Origin of the sequence: uncultured Shewanella sp. (assembly GCF_947501665.1) — a bacterium.
GTDB lineage: Bacteria > Pseudomonadota > Gammaproteobacteria > Enterobacterales > Shewanellaceae > Shewanella.
Window position 1 is genome coordinate 14844 of sequence record NZ_CANMWS010000015.1, and the last position, 21839, is coordinate 36682.

Consider the following 21839-nt stretch of genomic DNA (forward strand, 5'->3'; position numbering starts at 1 on the left):
TTAAATCAGTTCTATTAGGCGGAGATGGGCTGTGTATCTAGGTATTGATTTAGGCACCTCAGCAATAAAAGTGATGTTACTTGCTGACGATAATCATTTGATAGCAATTGAAGAACAAGCATTATCGATATCACGCCCTCATCCTTTTTGGTCAGAACAGTCACCTGATGAATGGTGGCAGGTGTTGGTTAGCCTATTTGATCGATTATCATTATCCCATTCACTTGTTAACATAAAAAGTATCGGCTTAACCGGTCAAATGCATGGCGCAATATTACTCGATAGCAGCAATCAAATATTACGTCCCGCTATATTATGGAATGATGGTCGAAGTGCTTTGCAATGTGAAGAAATCGAACGTCTATTACCTCAAGCAAGAATATTATCCAGCAATCAAATGATGCCAGGTTTCACTGCTCCAAAGTTATTATGGCTGGCTAAAAACGAACCTGATATTTTTTATAAAATCCATAAGGTATTATTACCAAAAGACTTTATTAGATTTAAATTAAGTGGTGAATTTGGTTCTGATCTGTCAGATGCATCGGGTACGGGCTGGTTGAATGTGAAGCAGCGTTGTTGGAGTGAAGCACTGCTAAATGTAACTGGAATGAATGTTGAGCAAATGCCTCAGTTACATGAAGGGAATGAAATCAGTGGGTATTTGCTGAGCTCTTTAGCTAAAAGGTGGAAAATGTCCAGTGTGCCTATTGTTGCGGGGGCAGGTGATAATGCAGCGGGAGCACTAGGAATGGGAATATGTCATCCAAGACAAGCCATGTTGTCTTTAGGTACGTCGGGTGTGTATTTTGTGGTAAGTGATGGGGCAAAGCAAAATCCTGATGATGCCGTTCACAGCTTTTGCCATGCATTGCCAAAGCAATGGCATTTAATGTCGGTGATATTAAGTGCGGCAGAGTGCTTGAATTGGTTTGCGACAATAATCGGAAGTTTATCTGTAAGCCAGTTACTTGCAGAAGTCGAAGCATCAAAGGATAACTCCCCTTCAAAGATACTCTTTTTACCTTATTTATCAGGCGAACGCACTCCTCACAATAATCCTCATGCAAGAGGTGTTTTTTTTGGTTTATCCCATTCAACGACCCGTGTAGACATGACTAAAGCGGTACTTGAAGGGGTGAGCTATGCACTTGCTGAAGGTCTTAATGCTGCTCATAAAGTGCAAAATGCACCGAAGTCGATTTCATTGATTGGAGGCGGCGCCAAAAGTGCGTATTGGCGTCAACTATTAGCCAATGTGCTAGCGATTAAGATTGAGTATTTAGAAGGCGGGGATATTGGGCCGGCATTAGGGGCGGCAAGATTGGCTAAATCAGCACTTATGCCTAACAATAAGATAGAAGATATTTTTTTTAAGCCCACATTGATTGCGGCTTATGAACCGGATATGCGATCACATGAGATGCATTTAGAGAGCCGAGTTAAATTTCATCATTTGTATCAAGGTCTAGTGGGCGTATTTTAAACAGTAACGAATGAAGTTGCTTTTCTGAGTGAGACTGATTATGTCTATAGGAGTTGGCGATGGCTGAATACTTTAGTGATCTCAATAGGGTTCAATATTTAGGTACTGGCGATTCAAAGCCATTTTCTTTTCGCTTTTACGATGAAAACCGATTAGTTTTAGGCCGTTCAATGAAAGCGTTATGCCGATTTTCTGCTTGTTATTGGCACAGTTTTTGTTGGACTGGCGGAGATATGTTTGGAGAGCCTGCTTTTAATCGACCTTGGCATGAAGTGAGTGCTTCGCTAGAAATGGCCAAATATAAAGCGGATGTGGCATTTGAGTTTTTTGATAAATTGAATGTGCCGTTTTATACCTTTCATGATACAGATGTCTCGCCAGAAGGGGATAGCGTCGAAAATTACCTTTATAATTTTAATACAATGCAAGAAGTGTTAGCCGCAAAGCAGCAAGAAACAGGCTTAGTACCTTTGTGGGGAACCGCTAATTTATTTAGCCATAAGCGGTATATGTCTGGCGCTGCGACGAACCCTGATCCTGATATTTTTGCTTATGCGGCTATGCAAGTCTGTTCTGCAATGAAGGCGACTCATGAACTAGGCGGTGAAAATTATCTTATTTGGGGAGGAAGAGAGGGTTATGAGACCTTATTAAATACAGATTTAAAGCAAGAAAGAGCCCAAATGGCTCGTTTTTTACATTTGATTGTGGAACATAAATATAAAATTGGATTTGAAGGTCCATTGCTGATTGAGCCTAAGCCCAAAGAGCCCACTAAGCACCAGTATGATTACGATACCTCTGCCGTTTATGCTTTTTTGAGTCAATATGGGTTAGATAAAGAGTTTTTACTTAATATTGAAGCAAATCATGCCACCTTAGCGGGTCACTCTTTTCATCATGAAGTGTGTAATGCGTTTGCTTTGGAGGTCTTTGGTTCTTTGGATGCCAATAGAGGTGATCCTCAATTGGGCTGGGATACGGATCAATTTCCTAATAGCGTAGAAGAAATGACATTAATCTGTTATGAAATTTTAAAACATGGTGGATTTCAAGCTGGAGGTTTTAATTTTGATACTAAACTGCGTAGGCAGAGTATTGATAAAAATGATCTATTTCATTCCCATATCGGTGCAATGGATACAATTGCTTTAGCTTTAATAAATGCAGAAAAAATGATTTTAGATGAACACTTATCAAAGGTGGTAACAGCAAGATATGAAAAGTGGAATACTTTATTTGGGCAAGATATTTTAAATGGAGAGGTAAGCTTGCAGGTGTTAATGGATTATGCAGAGAAAAATAAGTTAGCCCCTCATATAAAGAGTGGACAGCAAGAAGCATTAGAAAATTATATTAATCATATGATTTATCGTGATGGTTAATGACGAGATCCGTCAAGATGCATTCATTAACTAGGGGGACCTGTGTTACAGGATAAAAATCATCAAGGTGAAAATGTTTTTTTTGTGATCCTCATTAGTGGTATTGCGGCTATCGGTGGCTTTCTTTTTGGTTTTGATAGTGGTGTGATTAATGGCACTGTTGAAGGCTTACAACAAGCGTATCATTCCAATTCTGTTGGAGCGGGCTTTAATGTCGCTTCTATGTTGTTTGGCTGTGCTATAGGAGCATTTTTTGCTGGAAGGTTAGCGGATAAGTGGGGCAGACGAACAGTATTAATTATCGCTGCAATACTCTTTATCATTAGTGGTTGGGGAGCAGGCATTGCAGCAACATCAGGTACCTTCGTTTTTTTTAGAGTGTTAGGGGGTCTTGCTGTTGGCGCAGCCTCTATTATTTCGCCTATTTACATTGCAGAAGTGGCCCCTGCTCGTTATCGAGGAGCGCTAGCATCTTTACAGCAAGTTTCCATATTAGCAGGGTTATTAGCTGCATTTTTCAGCAATTATACGTTGGCAAAAATAGCGGGTTCTTCTATTGCGATTTTTTGGTTAGGTTTTGAAGCATGGCGATGGATGTTCTGGGTTGAAATTATTCCAGCATTATTATTTTTGTTTGCGCTTTTTTTCATTCCAGAAAGCCCCAGATACTTAGTGGCTGAAAATCAAAATGCAAGGGCAAGAAAGGTATTAACCCGCTTATATGGTTTACATCAAGGGCGGATTAAAATGAGTGAGATACATGGATCGTTATTATCAGATCATCCTCCCAGCTTTACTGATTTAAAAAATACTGAAACAGGTAAGCTACATCATGTTGTTTGGGTAGGGGTTGGAATAGCGGCTTTACAGCAATTTATCGGCATCAATGTTATTTTTTATTATGGGAGCGTGCTTTGGCAAGCAGCTGGATTTTCGGAAGATAATGCATTATTGATTAATGTTCTAACTGGGGTTGTGAGTATTACCGCCTGTATTGTCACCATGTTATTAATTGATTTATGGGGAAGGAAACCTTTTCTATTATTAGGGTCTATCGGCATGTCAGTCACTTTGCTATTAATGGTTTATGCTTTTTCAAAGGCAGGTATTGATGCTAACGGTGATCTTCAATTAGGGCGTTTTGGATTACTAGCCTTAATGTCAGCTAATGCTTATGTTTTCTTTTTTAATGTGTCTTGGGGACCTGTAATGTGGGTAATATTAGGAGAAATGTTCCCTAATCAAATTAGGGGATCAGGATTAGCGGTTGCAGGACTTGTGCAATGGGGGGCCAATTTTTGTGTGACGATAAGTTTTCCTCTGTTTCTTTCTTTATTTGGTTTAGCCATCACCTACAGTTTATATGCGATTGCGGCGTTAGTATCGGTGGCATTTGTGATTATTTATGTTTATGAAACCAAAGGGAAAGAGCTGGAAGTAATGCCTTATTAAAGTGCTAAAGTACCCCATAATAACTTAAGATGATTCAAAGCAGAAGTCGGTATGTTTATTTGGTGTCAAGCGTTTGATTATATTGGATAAATTAAAATATTTTTATATGTTATTGGACATCAACTTGGAATGACGAGGATCGCTGTTCAGTTGACAATCAAGGATGATGGAAATGTCATTTATGCAGGAGCAATGAATAACCTTGTCTAAAAGGTTTTTCATTTGAGCTGAATTCTGCATTCGAAGTATTATAGCGATAAGTATGGTGAGGATCTGTAAAGTAAGTGCTGATAAATTGAGAAACTTTTTGATCAAATTTTTTGGATTATGAAGTGAATTAAGTATAAATCTTCTATGATTAGGAAGGGAGCTTCCTAGGGCATGTGGATCTATTGTGTATTTTTTATTGCAGTTTGTCGCTTCTTTATAAAAGGCAGTGTTGTTGATTCTTAATGAATAAGCGATAACGTTGCAGAAAGGAGTGTCAAGCGCTGCCCGCTGAAGCCTGTTAAACGTGTTTGACTCTTTGTTGAGAGTCCTCTATCAAAGAAAGGGGACTTAGAATGACTAGGCGTGATCCCTCTTATTGTGATTAAAATATGTTCACATGAGCATGATTTAACCTCGAAGGAGTCACAGACCCTAAGAGTGCTGATTTTTTCCATTGTATTTTGACTTGTCTGTGACTAGAGAGGAATACACACGAATAATGAAATATAGCAATAATAACTTTCCTCTTATTATGTCGATTAGTTGCATTGCTGCAATGGGATCTTTTTTATTTGGATTTGATACAGGCGTTATAAACGGGACGGTAGGCGGATTAAGGCTTGCGTTTGACTCTAGTCTTTTTGTATCAAGTTTCAATATCGCCTCAATGTTATTAGGCTGTGGAGTGGGAGCTTTTTATTCTGGTTGGTTATCCGATCGTTTTGGGCGACGCACAATGTTAATCGTCGCAGCGGTGTTATTTATCGTCAGTGCTGCAGGTTCGGGAATAGCAGATACCTCAGATGTTTTTATTTTCTATCGACTCATTGGTGGTTTAGCTGTGGGCTCAGTCTCAATACTTGTGCCAATGTATATTGCTGAAATTGCGCCTGCTCATTACCGAGGAGCTTACGGTACGTTACAGCAATTTGGCATTATTTTAGGCTTTTTGGTGGTTTATATTAGCAACTATTTATTGGTTAAGTTTTCAGGTACGTCAATCAATGAGTTTTGGTTTGGATTTGAAACATGGCGCTGGATGATATGGGGAGAGTTATTGCCAGCCGTTATTTTTCTTATTACTTTATTTTGGATCCCCGAAAGCCCACGATATTTAGTGGTTAAAGGAAAAAATAAGTTGGCCTTAAAGGTGCTCATTAAACTGTATGGACAATTTTTAGGCGAAGCTAAGCTATTGGATATTTCTATGTCACTTTCAAGTGATCATGCGCCAAGATTATCAGATTTAAAGCATAGAGTAACAGGGAAAGTCCATAGAGTGGTGTGGGTTGGTGTTTTTATTGCTATTTTTCAGCAGCTTATAGGTATCAATGTTATATTTTATTATGGTTCTGTTTTATGGGAGCTTATCGGTTTTTCAGAACTTAATGCGTTATTTATTAATATTATTGTAGCTTGTGTTGGTGGTGTGGGTTGTCTTATTATGATTTTTTTGGTGGATATTTGGGGAAGAAGGCCACTATTAAAGTTTGGTAGTGTGATGATATTTCTTAGTTTATTAACCCTTGCTTTTATTTTTATGAACGTAGAGAAAGATGTTTATGGCGTCATAAATTTAGGACAATATAAAGTGTTAACGTTAATTGTTGTTAATTTATACGTATTTATTTTTAATTTATCTTGGGGGCCTGTCGTTTGGATAATGTTGGGTGAAATGTTCCCCAATCAAATTAGAGGCTCAGCTTTAGCGTTAGCAGGTTTGATGCATTGGATTGCAAATTTTATGATCGTGATGACTTTTCCTCTACTGCTTCGCTCAATGGGTATGGTGGGTGTATTTAGTGTATACAGTGGGTTTACATTGATCGCAGGTTTTTTTGTTTTTTATTACTTAAGTGAAACTAAAGAAAAAGAATTAGAAGATATTTAATATTGAGTTAATTTGGCCATTAAATCCATTTGCGTAATATTTTTTGTCATTTTTAACGTTTGATTGATGAGTTTTTGAAGTGCGATTGTAGTGACTAATACTGGATAAAAAGTATGAACAAACACAGTAATGAAAATACCATCCTTATTATGTCTATTAGTTGCGTTGCTGCTATGGGGGCTTTTTTATTTGGTTTTGATACTGGGGTCATTAATGGCACGGTTGGAGGATTAAGGTTAGCGTTTAACTTAACCTTAGTGGCATCAAGCTTTAATGTTGCATCGACATTACTTGGCTGCGCAATTGGGGCTTTTTATGCCGGTCGGCTGGCTGATATCTATGGTCGTCGATTCATGATGGTGATTTCGGCAATATTATTTATTGTGAGTGCTTGGGGTTCTGGAATTGCGGGCTCTTCCAATGAATTTATTGTTTATCGAATGATAGGGGGACTAGCCGTTGGGGCGGCCTCTATTTTGGTGCCTATGTACATTGCTGAGGTGGTGCCTGCACGTTATCGTGGGGCTTATGCTGCTTTACAACAAGTTGCTATCAATGTTGGTTTGTTTTTTGTTTTTATCAGTAATTATTTACTTGTTCATTGGGCTGGAACGTCAATTAATGCATTTTGGTTAGGTTATGAAGCATGGCGTTGGATGCTATGGGGAGAGTTAGTTCCAGCATTTGTTTTTCTATTTACTCTTTTTTTTGTACCGGAAAGCCCACGTTACTTAGTGGTTAGAGAAAAGAATAAGCAAGCTCTTAAGGTACTCACTAAACTGTATGGGCAGTTTTTTGGTGAAGCCAAATTAATGGAAATTTCATTGTCGTTATCAGCGGATCATAAACCTAGGTTATCTGACTTAAAAAATCCTTCGACAGGAAAAGTGAGGCGAGTGGTATGGATAGGCATGGGTATTGCTGCTTTCCAGCAGTTAATCGGTATTAATGTGGTTTTTTATTATGGTGCCATTTTATGGGAAGTGGCGGGGTTTTCTGAATCGGATGCGCTGTTAATTAATGTGATCAGTGCTGGGTTAAGTGTTGGGGCGTGTATCTTTACGATTCTTTTTGTAGACAAGTGGGGCAGGCGGCCTTTTTTATTAGTTGGTTCAGTGGGAATTACCGTTTGTTTATTATTGCTTGTATTTGTATTTTTTCAAGCCGCTCCAGATATGTATGGAGTGTTGGATTTAGGCCATTACGACATGTTAGCGTTAATTGCGGCTAATGCTTATGTTTTTTTCTTTAATTTATCTTGGGGGCCTGTCATGTGGGTGATTTTGGGGGAAATGTTCCCAAATCAAATACGAGGTTCAGGGTTAGCGGTGACAGGTTTTATTCATTGGGTAGCCAATTTTATTATTACAATGAGTTTTCCATTAATACTGAGCAATGTTGGCTTAGTGGGTGCTTACACCAGTTATAGTTTATTTGCTTTTCTTTCGATTATATTTGTTTATCGATATTTAAATGAAACGAAAGGTAAAGAACTAGAAGAGATGAGTATGTAAAAAATCATAATACGTATGGAGATTATGATATGAGCCACAATAATGAAAAGATATTTTTCATTACCATGATCAGTTTTATTGCCGCGATAGGCTCTTTTTTATTTGGTTTTTATACAGGTGTTATTAACGGAAGTTTAGGTGGGTTAGCATTGGCGTTTGACTCTCATTTTATGGGATTGAGCATTAATGTTGCGTCTTTGTTAGTAGGCTGCGCCATTGGTGCTTTTTTTGCTGGTCATTTGGCTGATTTATATGGTCGGCGTACCTTATTAATTTTTATCTCAATCTTGTTTGTTTTAAGTTCTTGGGGAACGGGTTTTGCAACGACGTCTTCATGGTTTATTGCATTTCGTCTATTGGGGGGAATAGGGGTGGGAGCAGCATCTGTTATTGTTCCTATGTATATCGCTGAGGTCGCCCCGGCTCGCTATCGAGGTTCGTTAGGTGTTATTCAGCAGATTGCAGTAATTTTAGGTTTGTTTCTTGCTTTTGTGAGTAACTATATTTTAGTGAAAATTGCTGGAGGAGCTAGCCATAAATTTTGGTTTGGATTTGAAGTATGGCGTTGGATGTTTTGGATGGAGTTATTACCTGCATTTATTTTTTTATTGGGTTTATTATTTATTCCTGAAACTCCTCGTTATTTGGTGTTATCTGGGCAACATCAAAAAGCAATAGCGGTGTTGACTAAATTGTATGGTCAGTTTATTGGCGAAGCTATGTACCTTGAGATTTCACTGACTTTATCAGAATCACATATGCCTCGTTTTTCAGATTTAAAGGATAAGCAAACAGGGAAGCTGTATAAGGTTGTTTGGATTGGATTGGGTTTAGCCATTTTTCAGCAAATAACGGGGATTAATGTTATTTTTTATTATGGAGTGTTATTTTGGAAAAACGCTGGTTTTACTGAACTTGATGCATTATTGATTAACATTATTGTGGGCCTGACGTGTTTAATAGCCTGCGTCTTTACTTTATTTTTTATTGATAAGTGGGGGAGAAAAGTATTTCTGTTAATAGGATCTATTGGCATGACAGTGTCATTAGTCGCCATGGGGACAACTTTTTATTTCACATCAAAAGAACCGTCAGATCTGTTTACTTTGGAAGCATTGAATTGGATTATACTGATTGCTGTTAATGCCTATGTATTCTTTTTTAGTTTGTCTTGGGGACCTGTAATGTGGGTGTTATTAGGTGAGATGTTCCCCAATCCCATTAGAGGTTCTGCGTTAGCTGTAACTGGTGTGGCTTTATGGAGCTCGAATTTATTGACTGTGATGACATTCCCTATCATTTTGTCTCAATTGGGACTGATTACCGCATATGGGCTTTATAGTGGGATCGCATTGTTGTCTATTATTTTTGTATATAAATATATATATGAAACAAAAGGAAAAGAATTAGAAGCAATGCAGTATTGAATGGCATGGGGCTCTGTATAAGTCGATTTTAAAATGGTAGGTCGTTAATCGTCCTATCAGAGCGATTAACGAATGAGCATTATTGTTTGCTATGGTTTATTACATCTGCTGTATAGCCCAGCTCATAAAAGCCTTTCTTGTGGGTTCATCTGCTTGTTGCCACCAATACTTTAACATTTTTTGGGCTTCTTTTGCTGACGGACTTGTGTCTGGGGATGTGGCCTGACGAATTGGATCTTGTATTGGTTGGGAAGTGATGGTTTGCGCATTACCTTTTACTGTTGCTGCGGCGGCTGCGGCTTCCGGACTGATGTCCTGTTTATTTCGAGTGAATAATTGCGATACAAAACTGTCTTCAGTAAAGTCTGTTTGTTTTACTTGAAAGGAGACATGACCATTGTTATTTTGCTTAATGATCACCTGTGGTGATTTGGCAAAAGCCTTGGGATCCTTTACCGGCACTCCGCCAACTGGCTCTAATTGGTATTTTTGGTTTTCTTTGACCTCTAAGGTGACGATAAAGGGTGATGATTCAACCCTGTATTCACTATCACTGTAATCATCTTCAATCATATCACTGTATCGAATCGCAATCTTATGACTACCTGGTTGTAATTTGAGAGTAGATTTATGGGTAAAAAAATTTGTTTTTATTTTTTGCCCATCAATGGCGAGATATTCAAATGACATTGGAATCGTCAAAGTAGCCGCTAGGCTAGGTACACTTGCAATGAGAGTGAATACAGCTGTGATGATACGTATTGATTTCATGTTCATTCCTTAAGCACTAACAGAGTCTAGGGATTATATTTATTCATACAAATGAGGTTATTAACTTGATGAGGTTATCATGGCATATTTTGTTAATAATTTCGATTTTTGTTGGGTCTTTCAAAAAGTTGAATACGTTCTTCTATATAGGTAATGGCTTGGCAACATTTACCTAAACGTCGGTGTAATAATAAAATGTCATTCTGCAGGGTAATTTTTTCATTTTTATGACACTGGGTTAAATTTGATTGCAATATGTCAATTTTATATTGCATTTTCTTTTGCCAGTTCAGATGCTTATTGAGTTCTTCATAGAGTTTATGACTGTTTTGCATCACTGTGGATGCAATCCAATTAAAACCACTATCTTGGTGGGCAAGTTGGTGACGCTTTATTGCGAGTTTTCGTTTAATTGTTTTGGTATGTTGTGCCGTTTTAACGTCCAAAGAAGTCGCTTGTAAAGCACGTTTTACTGCCGTAAATTGATCTTGGATCCGTTGACATTGATAAATCAGTGCTTGAGACGTTTGCTTGAAGCTGAGCTGTTTTTCTAGTTGATTAATATTTTTAGCGATTTGTTCAATACAAGGGAAGAGTTTCGCGCCAGATTGAATAAATAGAGCACTATTAAAACGTTCAACATCAAGTAGCATTTTTTGTTGTGTTTTAGGCAGTTGACTATCATGTTGGAGGACATCTTGTTCAAGCCGCTTAAGCTGTTGCTTGAGCTTATTAATCAGTGTGTTTTTAGTCAAATCCATGCACTCCAAGCGAGTTTAGCGGCAATGATAATGATGATGGTTATGAAAATAGGTCGAATGAAAGGAAAGCCAAATTTAATGGCTGAGTGAGCACCAATATAAGCCCCTAACATCATACATATTCCCATGGATAAACCGAGTGTGATATTGACTTTTTGTAGCAGGAAAAAAATGATTAATGAAGTCACATTACTGGTAAAGGTCATCGCGCGGGCGAGGCCACAACTATGCAATAATGGTAATTGATGTAAACGGCTGCTTGATACTGTCCAAAAGGCGCCTGTACCGGGACCGGCAAAGCCATCATAGAACCCTAGAGGGATGGCTTGTAACCATTGTTTTAAAGGAGAAACGGGGCTGGTGGGCGGTGTTGAGTTTTGATCGCCCATCGCATTAGGCTGCAGTAAGGTATAGAGTGCGATGAGGATAATAATGACAGGTAATGCTTTCTCTAGCCATACATTATTAACGAGGTAAACAGAGAAAGATCCAATCACTGCACCAATAAAAGCCGCAATAAAACTGTGATACCAAAGGCTTGGGGAAAATAATTTCTGCTTATAATAGGTAAAAGCAGCCATGGAAGATCCAAAAGAGGCGGCAAGTTTGTTTGTACCTAATGCCATATGTGGATTCACTCCCATAGTGAGTAACGCAGGAATAGATAAGAGGCCGCCTCCGCCGACTACAGCATCAATAAACCCTGCAATAAATCCAATTAATGCCAGAATAGCCCAAGAACTGGGTTCAAGTAATAAATCCAAAAGGTTTCCTATTCAATCACTTGTCGAAATGGTGGGAGAGAATTGAGTAAAGATTTCCCATAGCGTTTACTGACTAATCGTCTATCTAAAATGGTTATTCGACCATAATCTTGTTCTTTACGTAATAATCTACCGCAACTTTGTATTAGTTTACGCGAAGCATCTGGAATAGTCAGTTGTAAGAAAGGATTTCCCCCTTTTATTTTTATGTATTCAGCGTGAGCTTGTTCAACGGGGGAGGTTGGAACGGCAAAAGGCAGTTTTGTGATGATGAGGTTGGTTAAATAATCACCTGGCAAGTCTAAGCCTTCAGAAAAGCTGCCGGTGCCAAAAATAACACTTGGTTCTTGTTTATCACAGCGCTTTTTGTGATCCGATAATATAGCTTGTCTTGATGCTGTACCTTGAATAAGAAGTGGTTGAGCGAGTTTGGCTTCAATGAGTCCAGCGACTTTTTCCATTTGCCAATAGGAAGCAAATAAGACCAAACTGGCTTGTTCATCTTCAATTAAGGTCATAATTTTTTTTGCGAGTTCTTCCGTGAAGGCTTCATGGGTGGGCTCTGTGTCCATTTTGGGCAAGTATAATGTAGCATTATTTTCAAAATCAAAAGGGGAATTCATTGCTAAGTAACGGCTGCCATCAGTGAGAGACAGGCCAACTTGATGAGTAAAGTGATTGAAATTATTTAATGCTCTTAAGGTTGCACTACACAATACAACACCAGCCGCTTTTTCCCATAATAATGATTCAAGCATGAATCCGACTTCAATGGGTGAGGAGTTAAATAAGTAATCGCTTTGCTTGCCAGTTAATTGTTCTATCCAACGTGCTTGAGGTGCGCCCTTAGGATTATCTTTTTTGGCCATCATTTTCCACAGCTTTTGTAGATTTTCCAGGCGCTGTAGCATAAATCCCGTCTCTGAAAGCAAGGCTTCAGATTGATGTTTTGCTATATCACCATCTTTAATCGCTTCATTGAGTAGTGATAGCATCTTATTAAATTGCTTAAGGGCATTATTGGAAGCTGTTGCTGCATTTTCAGCTTGAATGAGTAAACCTTCGGGTAACACACCGTGTTCAAAGCGGAATCGATTTTCTGGGTTATCAAAGCGAGCGTTTTGCGTGTCGCAATAGGATGCAATTTGATTAAGTTGATTTGAAAGTTCAGCGATATGATCTTGCATAGCCTGTGCAGGGGCAATGATATTATTACTTTTGATTTGATTTTGTAGTTTTGCACATGTCTTACTCATTTTATCTAGCCAATCAATTGCTCCGCGTAATGTGGCTTGTGCACTACTAAAGTCACGAGCGACATTAGGAAGGTGATGGGCCTCATCCACAATATAAAATAGGGTTTCAGGTTCGGGAAGGATCACTCCGCCACCTAATTCTAGATCAGCCAGTAATAAACTGTGATTGGCAATAAGGACATCCCATGTATCCAGATCTTCACGGGCCTTATGAAAAGGGCAATGTCTGTGACTGGCATGTTGTTTATGACAGCTGTGTTTATCACAAGCAATTTGTTGCCACAAATGATCTGCAATTGGTTGATTGAGTGTATCTCTCTCACCATTCCATTTTTGTTGATTATAGTCATCAAGCAGTATTTTTAACGTGTCTAATTGGTGAGAGTCAGGCTTGGTTTGCCATAATGCCATTTGTGTCGTATTGGTTTCTTCAGCCATCATGGTTAATTTAGACACACACACATAGCGTTGGCGACCTTTGACTAAGCCATACTTAAAATCTAAGTTGGATTGTTGACGAAAAAAAGGCAGATCTTTTTGCAATAGTTGTTCTTGTAAGGCAACGGTTGCTGTGGCGATGCAGACTTTCTTTTTACTGGCAAGGGCTAATGGAATGGCGCCCAGTAAATAAGCCAATGATTTTCCAATGCCTGTGCCTGCTTCCACAACAATAATACGTCTGTGTTTATCGTATTCGCCTGCTAAGGTTTTCGATATTTCTGCCACAATATAATTTTGTTCTTTGCGCGGACAAAAATGAGGAAGTGTGTCTGCAATACCTTTATAAATAGAACGTATTTGGGTTTTAACATCTGCCGATAACATGATTTTACAAACAAAAGAAATAATGCTGTACATAATAACAGTAAAAGGCCTAGCCTAAGAAGCTTTTAAATGTTAATTATGTGTTTTTGTTTTGACAATGCTCTATAGAGGTTGAATCAATGAGTGTACTTGAGTGAGTTTAGCCATGAATGTAATGCCAACAAAGCCTGTCAGCCTAAAAGGTCGAGTATTAACTCGTCAAGGCATTTACAACGGTGATGATTATTATCTGCAGTACTTTATACAAACGTTGTTAGGCCCTAGGCAGGTTTTAGTCAAAAGTGAGGTTATTTGCTTTTGTAAAACTGAGGATGTCAAGCGCATTAAGACCTTAATGAAAGACCGAAAAATTCGATTAGAAACAGTAACATTAAAAAATTTTCAAGGTCACTGCATTTCTGCTATTTACTCTGCGACAGTGGCGATTCACAGGCAACTGATTCGAGTGTTAACAGATGCCAATATCGTGCTTTATGAGTCGGATATTAAAGCTGAAACCCGCTTTTTAATGGAGCGTTTTGTGGCGTTAGATGTCGAATTTAGCGGCTTTGACAGCAATATAGCTGCATTTGGTGAGGTATTCATTGCCAATCGAGCACGACAAGCCAATATTGAGCTAGCGTTGAAAGCGATTTCATTAGATTTTGAATGCAGTCCACAAGGGGAGCTCTATTCTGTCGCATTGTATGGTAAAGAGCCCAACGGCAGTGTTTATCAAAAAGTTTTGATGGTCGGTGAATACCAAGAGCATGGAAAGTACCCAGACTATATACAATGGGTTACAAATGAAGTGATGCTTATCCATGCATTGATTACTTGGTTTAAGCTTTATGATCCCGATATTATTATTGGTTGGTCAGTGGTGAATTTTGATCTTGCGCTGTTGTATAAACGAGCAAAATTACATGGTATTGCCTTAACTATCGGCCGTAATAATAGCGAGCTGGGCTGGAAAGTGGTCGATAAATACCGCCCAGAAACCTTATTATTACCGGGGAGAGTTGTATTAGAAGGCATTGATTGGTTGAAAGCGGCTTTTTATCAATTTGAGCGTTATGCTTTAGATTTTGTTGCCCATGCTTTATTAGGTGAGGGAAAAGCGATTAATCAAGTAGAGAATCGACTCAATGAAATTGTGTCACTTTTTCAGCATGATAAAATAGCACTTGCTCATTACAACATAACTGATAGTCGATTAGTGTGGGATATTTTTGAAAAAACACAACTTTTTGAATTTGCAATTGAAAGATCGAAATTAACGGGATTAGAGCTAGGACGTGTGGGAGGCTCAGTAGCGGCGTTTAATTATCTTTATTTGCCGCATCTACATCGAGCGGGTTATGTTGCGCCAGTGATGCCCAGTGGTGATATAAAGGATAGTCCTGGTGGATATGTTATGGATTCAGTTCCAGGGTTATACAAAGATGTATTGGTGCTTGACTTTAAAAGTTTATATCCGTCTATTATTCGCAGCTTTTTAATTGATCCTAAAGGATTAATTGAAGGTGTTCTTGCAAAGAATAATGATACTGTTGATGGCTTTTTAGGGGCCAAATTTGCTCGAAAAAATGCGATTTTACCTCAAATAGTGACCAATCTGGCTTTGCAAAGAGAGAAAGCCAAGCAAGAAGATAATGCCCCTTTATCCCAAGCGATAAAAATCATTATGAATTCCTTATATGGTGTTTTAGGGTCTACAGGGTGTGTGTTTCATGATCCTCGATTAGCGAGCTCAATTACGTTACGGGGACATGAAATAATGAAACAAACTCGTGCTTGGATCCAAGATCTTGGCTATCAAGTGATTTATGGTGATACTGACTCTACTTTTGTGTGGTTAGGTGATACCACCATAAGTTCTTCAGAAGAAATTGATGATTTAGGCAAACAATTAGCGATAATGGTAACGGATAAATGGTCTGATAAGCTCAAAATCGAATGGCAATTGGATAGCTTTTTGGAATTAGAGTACGAATGTCATTATCAACATTTTTTTATGCCTACCTTACGTGATTCTAAAGAAGGATCTAAAAAGCGTTATGTCGGTGCGATAGCACGAGATGATGCTTCCCTTAACATGATTTTTAAGGGAATGGAGCAGGTAAGGAGTGATTGGAGCCCTTTGGCAAAACGGGTGCAGTATGAACTTTATTTAAGATTATTTCAGGGACAGGACGTGATCCTTTTTTTGCAGGGTATTTTGCATAATTTAACAAATGAACAACTTAATAATGAATTGGTGTTTAGCAAACGTTTAAAAAGAGATGTGTGTGATTATAAAATTAAGTCAGCACCTCACATTGATGCAGCAAAGCGGCTCTCTTTATGGACAAAAAAGGCGGACTATTTAAAAAAGGGCACTCGAGTAGAATATGTGATGACAGTGAATGGTGCTGAACCAGCCGATTTGAGACGCTCTTGTATTGATTTTGATTATTATGTGGAAAAGCAACTGGCACCGGTTGCTGAACCAGTACTGACAATCTTAAATAAAAGCTTTAATGAAGTTGCAACCAATCAAATGATGTTAATTTGATTGGTGTTATGTTGCGAAAAAACTTTTTAAGTGTTCTAATTTGGTTTTATTGCATGGTGTTGTATGGTTTCTTTAGTTAACGTGATGCGGAAATCTCAGTTTTTTGTAATATTCGTCTTTAAGTCGATACTTATTTGTTGCTAACATCTGATGCAACAAAGGACGAAAAAAACAATGGAATGATTAAAATTAAGTTAAATATTAAAACAACAAATTTTAATTATACTAAAAACAAATAAGGTTAGGGATCATATGAAAAAGACTCTAGTTGCATCGGCATTAGCAGCAGTTATTTTTGTTCCATCAGCATCAGCTATTGAAATTTATAAAGATAATAAAAATGCAGTTGGTATTGGTGGTTGGATAGACGCAAAAGTGATCACTACTCAAGGTGAAACGGATGTGTCTAATGGCTCTACTCGAATTAATTTCAATTTTACTCGTCAACTGACCCATGACTGGAAAGCGTTTTCTAAGCTTGAATGGGCCGTTAACATGGTTGGCAACACCAGTGTTGCGTATGATGATTCAAATGGTTTAACCTCAAGCAGTAGTGAATTTTTAACCAACCGACTAGGTTATGTGGGCCTTAGTAATGACACATATGGCTCGGTGGCAATCGGTAAGCAATGGGGTGTTTGGTATGATGTGGTTTACAATACTAACCTATTAGGCTGGGATGGTAACACCTCAGGAACCTACACTTATAATGCGGCAGATGGTTCGGTGAATGGCACGGGGCGTGCTGATAAAGCGGTACAATACCGGAATGCCTTTGGTGACTTTAGCTTTGCATTGCAAGGACAGCTTAAACAAGATACTTATACGACGAATACCACAACAGATAATAGTAGTTTATTCGTGACTTCTCAGAGTGTGCAGCAACTGGATTATTATAATACCTACGGCATTTCGATGACTTACCAAGTAACGAATAACTTTGTGTTAACCGCGGGGGGGAACCGAGGCGAGTTTGATGCATGGACAGGTGATGTAGGATCAAGTAGCGCTAACTGGACTAAAAATAGCTATACCGACTCAATTTATGGTGCTGGTGCGACATATGGTAGTTGGAACGGTGAAGGTTTTTATGCTGCGGCGAATGTTAACCAACAAAAATATCATGATACCGATCCTGCTGGCCGTTTGATCCCAGAAGCCGTGGGTTTAGAATCTTTGTTCTCCTATAAATTTGAGAATGGCTTACGTCCACTTATTGCCTATAACGTCTTAAAAGCAGATAGTAGTTATGGTGATGATTATAACGGTGACACTTTTAAACGTGAGTTTTTAGTCTTGGGATTACACTATGTATGGACACCTAAAACGGTGGTTTATATTGAAGCCCGTAAAGATTTAAGTGACTCTAAAAGCAGTACTGCATCAATCCAAACACTCATGGATGATGATGAAAGTGATGCAGTTGCGATAGGCATACGTTATTACCTATAAATTTTTTTACATCACATTAGTGACTGAGCACCCTTAAAGGGTGCTTTTTTATGGTAGATTGACTTATCTTTATATGGCTTATATCAGCCTAAGTAACATGATGTGAGGGAGGAGACCATCAAATCAGGTTAAGTTAAGGCTACAGTTAAGTGTAAAACACGCTTAAGTTAATCCTGCTAAAAGAATGAAGACAGTGTTTCTGGTGTCTTTTAATCGCGTTATTGCTTATTGATGTACGACCCCAAGCCCGTTCTTCACATTCATGTGAATATGACATGTATTCGTCTGTAAACCTTCGGTGGAGAAGATTGAGTGGCGTCAGGAATCAAAGCCGAGTATAACGATATAACATCAGTTCTGCCTTGTAGAGAACTGGCATAGAAACCCAACAAACTGCTGCAAATTATCACCAAAGATCCGTTCCTAGATATCAAGTGCAATGAATATAGATAAACATGAGTTTTAGCCTGTTTGGATCATCTCCATCAGAAGCTAGGCTAGATTTCCCTAGGGTACGAACTGAAGAATGCGTTTTTTCATTTTGATGGTATGACTTATCTTTTATTTATAGAAATGACTCTGACGACAACTATTAGAAAAATATTCACCTTTGTTTACCTATTATACTTGTTCATTATTTTTAGTTAGTCATTTATAGCTAGTTCTTTTTGGGGGTATTGAAACCATTTAAATGTTGTCAATATCATCAAAGATACTTTTTATAAAGATTAGTTTTTTTATGATATATATCAATATATTGAATGAATTCTTTGTGCTTTTAATCAACAGCCATTTTTTACTTAGTTAGATTTTTAGCAATTTTTTTGTAAATAAAACGTGATTTTGTCATTTTCAACCTCTCAGCTTTTTCTTATTCACAAAAGTCTCATATGCCCGCAATCATTGTAATTTCATGGGTTTTTTTGTTGATTAAATGTTTTTTTTGTGTTTTTATCTGTATCCGATGTATCAGATGTATCAAATGTGGCCCCAGAAGTTACTTTTAAAAATCTGTGTCGTTAAAAAAATAAAAAAAGTCTAGGGAGATTGACTATATGTATAAGAATAATTATCTAGCCAATTCGGTTCGGTTTGCATTAATGAGCGCTGTGACAGCAAGTGCTATTACTGTACCATCAGTTTTTGCTGCAGAAGCAGAAGAAAAAGCGGCTAAAGTGGAGCGCATTTCTGTAACAGGTTCACGTATTAAACGCTCTGACATGGAAACAGCCAGTCCAGTGACTGTCATTGATGCATCAGCCATTCAAGCTTTGGGTAGTGCCTCTATTGACGGCGTATTGCAGCAGTTAACAGCATCCGGCGGCGGCATGACAAGTGCAACGACCAATAATGGTGGTCGTGGTAATGCAACTGTTAACTTACGTGGTTTAGGTGAAGAGCGTACATTAGTATTGGTGAATGGTCGCCGTATGATCCCATCGGGAACAGGTGCATCTTCTACCGTTGATTTAAATACTATTCCCGTGTCCATGGTTGAGCGTATTGAAGTACTAAAAGATGGCGCGTCTGCAACCTACGGCTCAGATGCCATTGCCGGTGTGGTTAACGTTATTTTAAAGCGTGATTTTGAAGGATTTGAGCTCAATGCGCAAACAGGCATGACTGAACATGGTGATGGCGATGAAACTATCATTGATGTCACCATGGGTAATAGTTTTGACAAGGGTAACCTTGTGATGAACATTCAATACACTAAACGAGGCGAAACCGGCCAAGCCGATCGTGATTATTCTTCTTGTCCATTAGCTGAAAGTGGTGGTACTAGTCTCTATTGTGGCGGTAGCTCGACATCATTAGGTGGTCATGTTAAAGGGGATGAAAACTTTGAAATAACAAAATCAGGTACCGATAAATTTGGTAATCCGGTTTACGCTATAGGTGATGCTGGCTTTTATGGCGAGTATGTTGATGATGGTGCAGGCAACCCGATATTTAAATACTTCGATGAGAATAACAAAAAAGCGGATTTAAGTGGTCGTGGTGGGACTTATCATGATTACATTTATGAAGGTGATAATAACGATAAGTTTAACTATAATGAATACAGTTATTTGTATACGCCACTTGAGCGTATTAATTTAACTACATCAGGTACTTACGAGTTATTTGATTCAGTCACTTTCTTCGCTGAGGGCATGTACAGTAAGCGCTGGACTAACCAACAAATGGCGCCAGAGCCAGTAGGTATTGAATTTGCTTATAATCCACTGAGTGGGAATGGTATAAGCATTCCTATCAATGATACGATTTCTTATTCTCAAGCGGGTTGGATGAGTGATGCGCTTGTAGGCTCTGTTCAAACCGGTGAGACGGTTAGTTATGGCCGCCGCTTATTAGAGTCTGGTACGCGTAATTTTGCTCAGTCTGTTGACACTATTCGCATTGTGGCAGGTCTTGAAGGCGAATTCGATAATGGTTGGACATGGGATGTTGCCTTAAATAAAGGCCGTAACGATGCAACGTCAACCACTGAAAACTTGCATAATATGACAGCCATTACAGATGATATTATTGCGGGAACGTTTGATCCTGTATTGCAAACATCATGGTCGGGTGAAAATTTAGCGCAATATAATTATACTTCGGTAGAAAAAAGTTACACTGAGATGGATATTTACTCGGCAAACTTGTCAGGCGATATCATGGAACTTCCTGCAGGTGAGCTTGGTTTTGCCACAGGTGTGAGTCATCGTAAAGAATCGGCAGGTAAAACACCAGACCCAATTACTGCACAAGGGCTAGGCAGTGATGATCGTGAAGAAGCCACAGCAGGTTCTTATACGGTAAAAGCGGCGTATCTTGAATTAGCTGTGCCTCTATTGAGTGAATTGCCATTGGCACAACAAGTGGATTTAAGTGCGGCTATTCGCTACTTTGATTACAATACCTTTGGTGATGATAATACATGGAAGTTAGGGTTAACTTGGCAAGTGAATGACAGCATCATGTTACGTGGTGTTCGCTCGACAGCTTTCAGGGCACCTTCTGTTGATGAATTATATGGCGGAGCAAGTAATTCTTACAGCTTTATTGACCATGCTGCTTCAGCATTTGATCAAGCAAAAGTAACAGTGGGTGGCAATGAGAACCTTAAGCCAGAAGAAGCTAACATTACAACATTAGGTGTTGTACTGCAGCCCAGCTTCTTAGAGAACTTCTCGGCAACCGTGGATTATTTTGATATTGACATTACTAACGCCATTACCGAACTTGATGCCGATTATATTGCTAATTTATGCGTGAGTGACACAGGTCAATTGCAAAATAGTGGTAATGCTGTTTGTCAAGATGCCAATGTATCAGTAGGCTCAGATACACGCATTATTTTTGATAACGGTTTAAGAAATGTGGGCGGCGAAAGCACAACTGGTTTTGATATCAACATGGCTTATACCTTTGAAGGGTTAGGGCTTGATTGGAGAATCAATTCAGATACCACTATTATTACTAAATTTGAAACAACCGATCAAAACGGTACTGTGACGGATTATGCAGGTAAAATTACCAGCTCAAGTGATATTGGTGGCTATGCGAAATACAAGTCTAATTTAGATTTGAAAGCGGCGGGTGATGATTGGAGTGCAACCTATCAAATTCGTTACATTGATGGTATGGAGTCAATGTCAGCTGCTTGTGATTCAGGATGTTATGGTGCAGAAACAGATGCCGTTTTCTATCATAACCTGTCAGGAACTTACATTCTTAACGAAACCGTTTCCTTTGGTGCGGGTGTGAACAACTTATTTGACCAAGAACCTGAGTATTACACAGGTTACAACTCGGCTAATACAGCGCCTGCAATTTATGATGTACTGGGTCGTTATTACTACCTAAGAGGTACGGTAAGATTCTAATCTTACAGTCATCTTATTAGTTACTCAAAACGTCGCCTAGTGCGGCGTTTTTTTATGGCTTAAGTGTTATTTATTTTGCTCTTTGTATCAATGACACGTTTTATATTGATTTAGCTATATGTTGAGCTTGTTGTTCATTTCAAAGATGAACAGGGACATCGTTGCTAGTGCTGGAAGCATATCGATTTTGATTGCTTTTTCATTTGATATGAGCGTCGATATTTTAGGCTATAT

At 38.6% G+C, this 21839-nt stretch carries 13 protein-coding genes; 9 read left to right on the forward strand and 4 right to left on the reverse strand.

Going from position 1 to position 21839, the window contains the following annotated elements; all coding sequences use genetic code 11:
• The first annotated feature begins 31 nt into the window (after positions 1-31).
• From xylB to Q0976_RS12820, 6 genes are all read left to right on the forward strand, one after another.
• Positions 32-1486 carry a xylulokinase gene (xylB, locus tag Q0976_RS12795; RefSeq protein ID WP_299494211.1) on the forward strand — a complete coding sequence of 485 codons (1455 nt, stop codon included), beginning with the start codon at positions 32-34 and terminating at the stop codon, positions 1484-1486.
• 59 nt (positions 1487-1545) lie between these two features.
• Positions 1546-2871, forward strand: a complete 1326-nt coding sequence (gene xylA, locus Q0976_RS12800; RefSeq protein WP_299494212.1) for a xylose isomerase — start codon at positions 1546-1548, stop codon at positions 2869-2871.
• Between the two features lie 42 nt (positions 2872-2913).
• Entirely contained in the window at positions 2914-4323 is a 1410-nt protein-coding gene (locus Q0976_RS12805; protein WP_299494213.1) for a sugar porter family MFS transporter, read from the forward strand.
• A 709-nt stretch (positions 4324-5032) separates the two neighbouring features.
• Positions 5033-6424 carry a sugar porter family MFS transporter gene (locus tag Q0976_RS12810; RefSeq protein ID WP_299494215.1) on the forward strand — a complete coding sequence of 464 codons (1392 nt, stop codon included), beginning with the start codon at positions 5033-5035 and terminating at the stop codon, positions 6422-6424.
• A 113-nt stretch (positions 6425-6537) separates the two neighbouring features.
• Positions 6538-7938: a sugar porter family MFS transporter gene (locus tag Q0976_RS12815; RefSeq protein WP_299494216.1), complete on the forward strand. Its 1401-nt coding sequence runs from the start codon at positions 6538-6540 to the stop codon at positions 7936-7938.
• A 29-nt stretch (positions 7939-7967) separates the two neighbouring features.
• The gene (locus tag Q0976_RS12820; RefSeq protein ID WP_299494217.1) at positions 7968-9365 is read left to right on the forward strand and encodes a sugar porter family MFS transporter; all 1398 of its coding nucleotides are present in this window, start codon (positions 7968-7970) and stop codon (positions 9363-9365) included.
• 99 nt (positions 9366-9464) lie between these two features.
• Here the strand turns inward: Q0976_RS12820 and Q0976_RS12825 are convergent, their stop codons facing one another.
• From Q0976_RS12825 to dinG, 4 genes are all read right to left on the reverse strand, one after another.
• Positions 9465-10136 (reverse strand): DUF2057 domain-containing protein, encoded by a 672-nt coding sequence (locus Q0976_RS12825; RefSeq protein ID WP_299494218.1) that lies wholly within the window; start codon positions 10134-10136, stop codon positions 9465-9467.
• A 92-nt stretch (positions 10137-10228) separates the two neighbouring features.
• Positions 10229-10897: a primosomal replication protein gene (locus Q0976_RS12830; protein ID WP_299494219.1), complete on the reverse strand. Its 669-nt coding sequence runs from the start codon at positions 10895-10897 to the stop codon at positions 10229-10231.
• Entirely contained in the window at positions 10888-11661 is a 774-nt protein-coding gene (locus tag Q0976_RS12835) for a TSUP family transporter (protein WP_299494220.1), read from the reverse strand. Before Q0976_RS12835 ends, Q0976_RS12830 begins: the two co-directional genes overlap by 10 nt.
• An 8-nt stretch (positions 11662-11669) precedes the next feature.
• Positions 11670-13742, reverse strand: a complete 2073-nt coding sequence (gene dinG / locus Q0976_RS12840; protein WP_299494221.1) for an ATP-dependent DNA helicase DinG — start codon at positions 13740-13742, stop codon at positions 11670-11672.
• A 154-nt stretch (positions 13743-13896) separates the two neighbouring features.
• Between dinG and Q0976_RS12845 the strand changes: the two genes are divergently transcribed.
• The 3 genes from Q0976_RS12845 to Q0976_RS12855 all read left to right on the forward strand — a co-directional run bounded on the left by Q0976_RS12845 (position 13897) and on the right by Q0976_RS12855 (position 21605).
• A complete protein-coding gene (locus Q0976_RS12845) occupies positions 13897-16278 on the forward strand; it encodes a DNA polymerase II (protein WP_299494313.1) in 2382 nt (793 codons plus the stop codon).
• A gap of 252 nt (positions 16279-16530) precedes the next feature.
• Complete coding sequence (locus Q0976_RS12850) at positions 16531-17730, forward strand: porin (RefSeq protein ID WP_299494222.1); 1200 nt, start codon at positions 16531-16533, stop codon at positions 17728-17730.
• Between the two features lie 1055 nt (positions 17731-18785).
• Complete coding sequence (locus Q0976_RS12855; RefSeq protein ID WP_299494223.1) at positions 18786-21605, forward strand: TonB-dependent receptor; 2820 nt, start codon at positions 18786-18788, stop codon at positions 21603-21605.
• Positions 21606-21839 lie beyond the last annotated feature (234 nt).

Coding starts and splice junctions, on each gene's coding strand:
- xylA (WP_299494212.1), top strand. CDS start 1,546: ATGGCTGAATACTTTAGTGATCTCAATAGGGTTCAATATTTAGGTACT.
- Q0976_RS12810 (WP_299494215.1), top strand. CDS start 5,033: ATGAAATATAGCAATAATAACTTTCCTCTTATTATGTCGATTAGTTGC.
- Q0976_RS12815 (WP_299494216.1), top strand. CDS start 6,538: ATGAACAAACACAGTAATGAAAATACCATCCTTATTATGTCTATTAGT.
- Q0976_RS12820 (WP_299494217.1), top strand. CDS start 7,968: ATGAGCCACAATAATGAAAAGATATTTTTCATTACCATGATCAGTTTT.
- Q0976_RS12825 (WP_299494218.1), bottom strand. CDS start 10,136: ATGAAATCAATACGTATCATCACAGCTGTATTCACTCTCATTGCAAGT.
- Q0976_RS12830 (WP_299494219.1), bottom strand. CDS start 10,897: ATGGATTTGACTAAAAACACACTGATTAATAAGCTCAAGCAACAGCTT.
- dinG (WP_299494221.1), bottom strand. CDS start 13,742: ATGTTATCGGCAGATGTTAAAACCCAAATACGTTCTATTTATAAAGGT.
- Q0976_RS12845 (WP_299494313.1), top strand. CDS start 13,897: ATGCCAACAAAGCCTGTCAGCCTAAAAGGTCGAGTATTAACTCGTCAA.
- Q0976_RS12850 (WP_299494222.1), top strand. CDS start 16,531: ATGAAAAAGACTCTAGTTGCATCGGCATTAGCAGCAGTTATTTTTGTT.
- Q0976_RS12855 (WP_299494223.1), top strand. CDS start 18,786: ATGTATAAGAATAATTATCTAGCCAATTCGGTTCGGTTTGCATTAATG.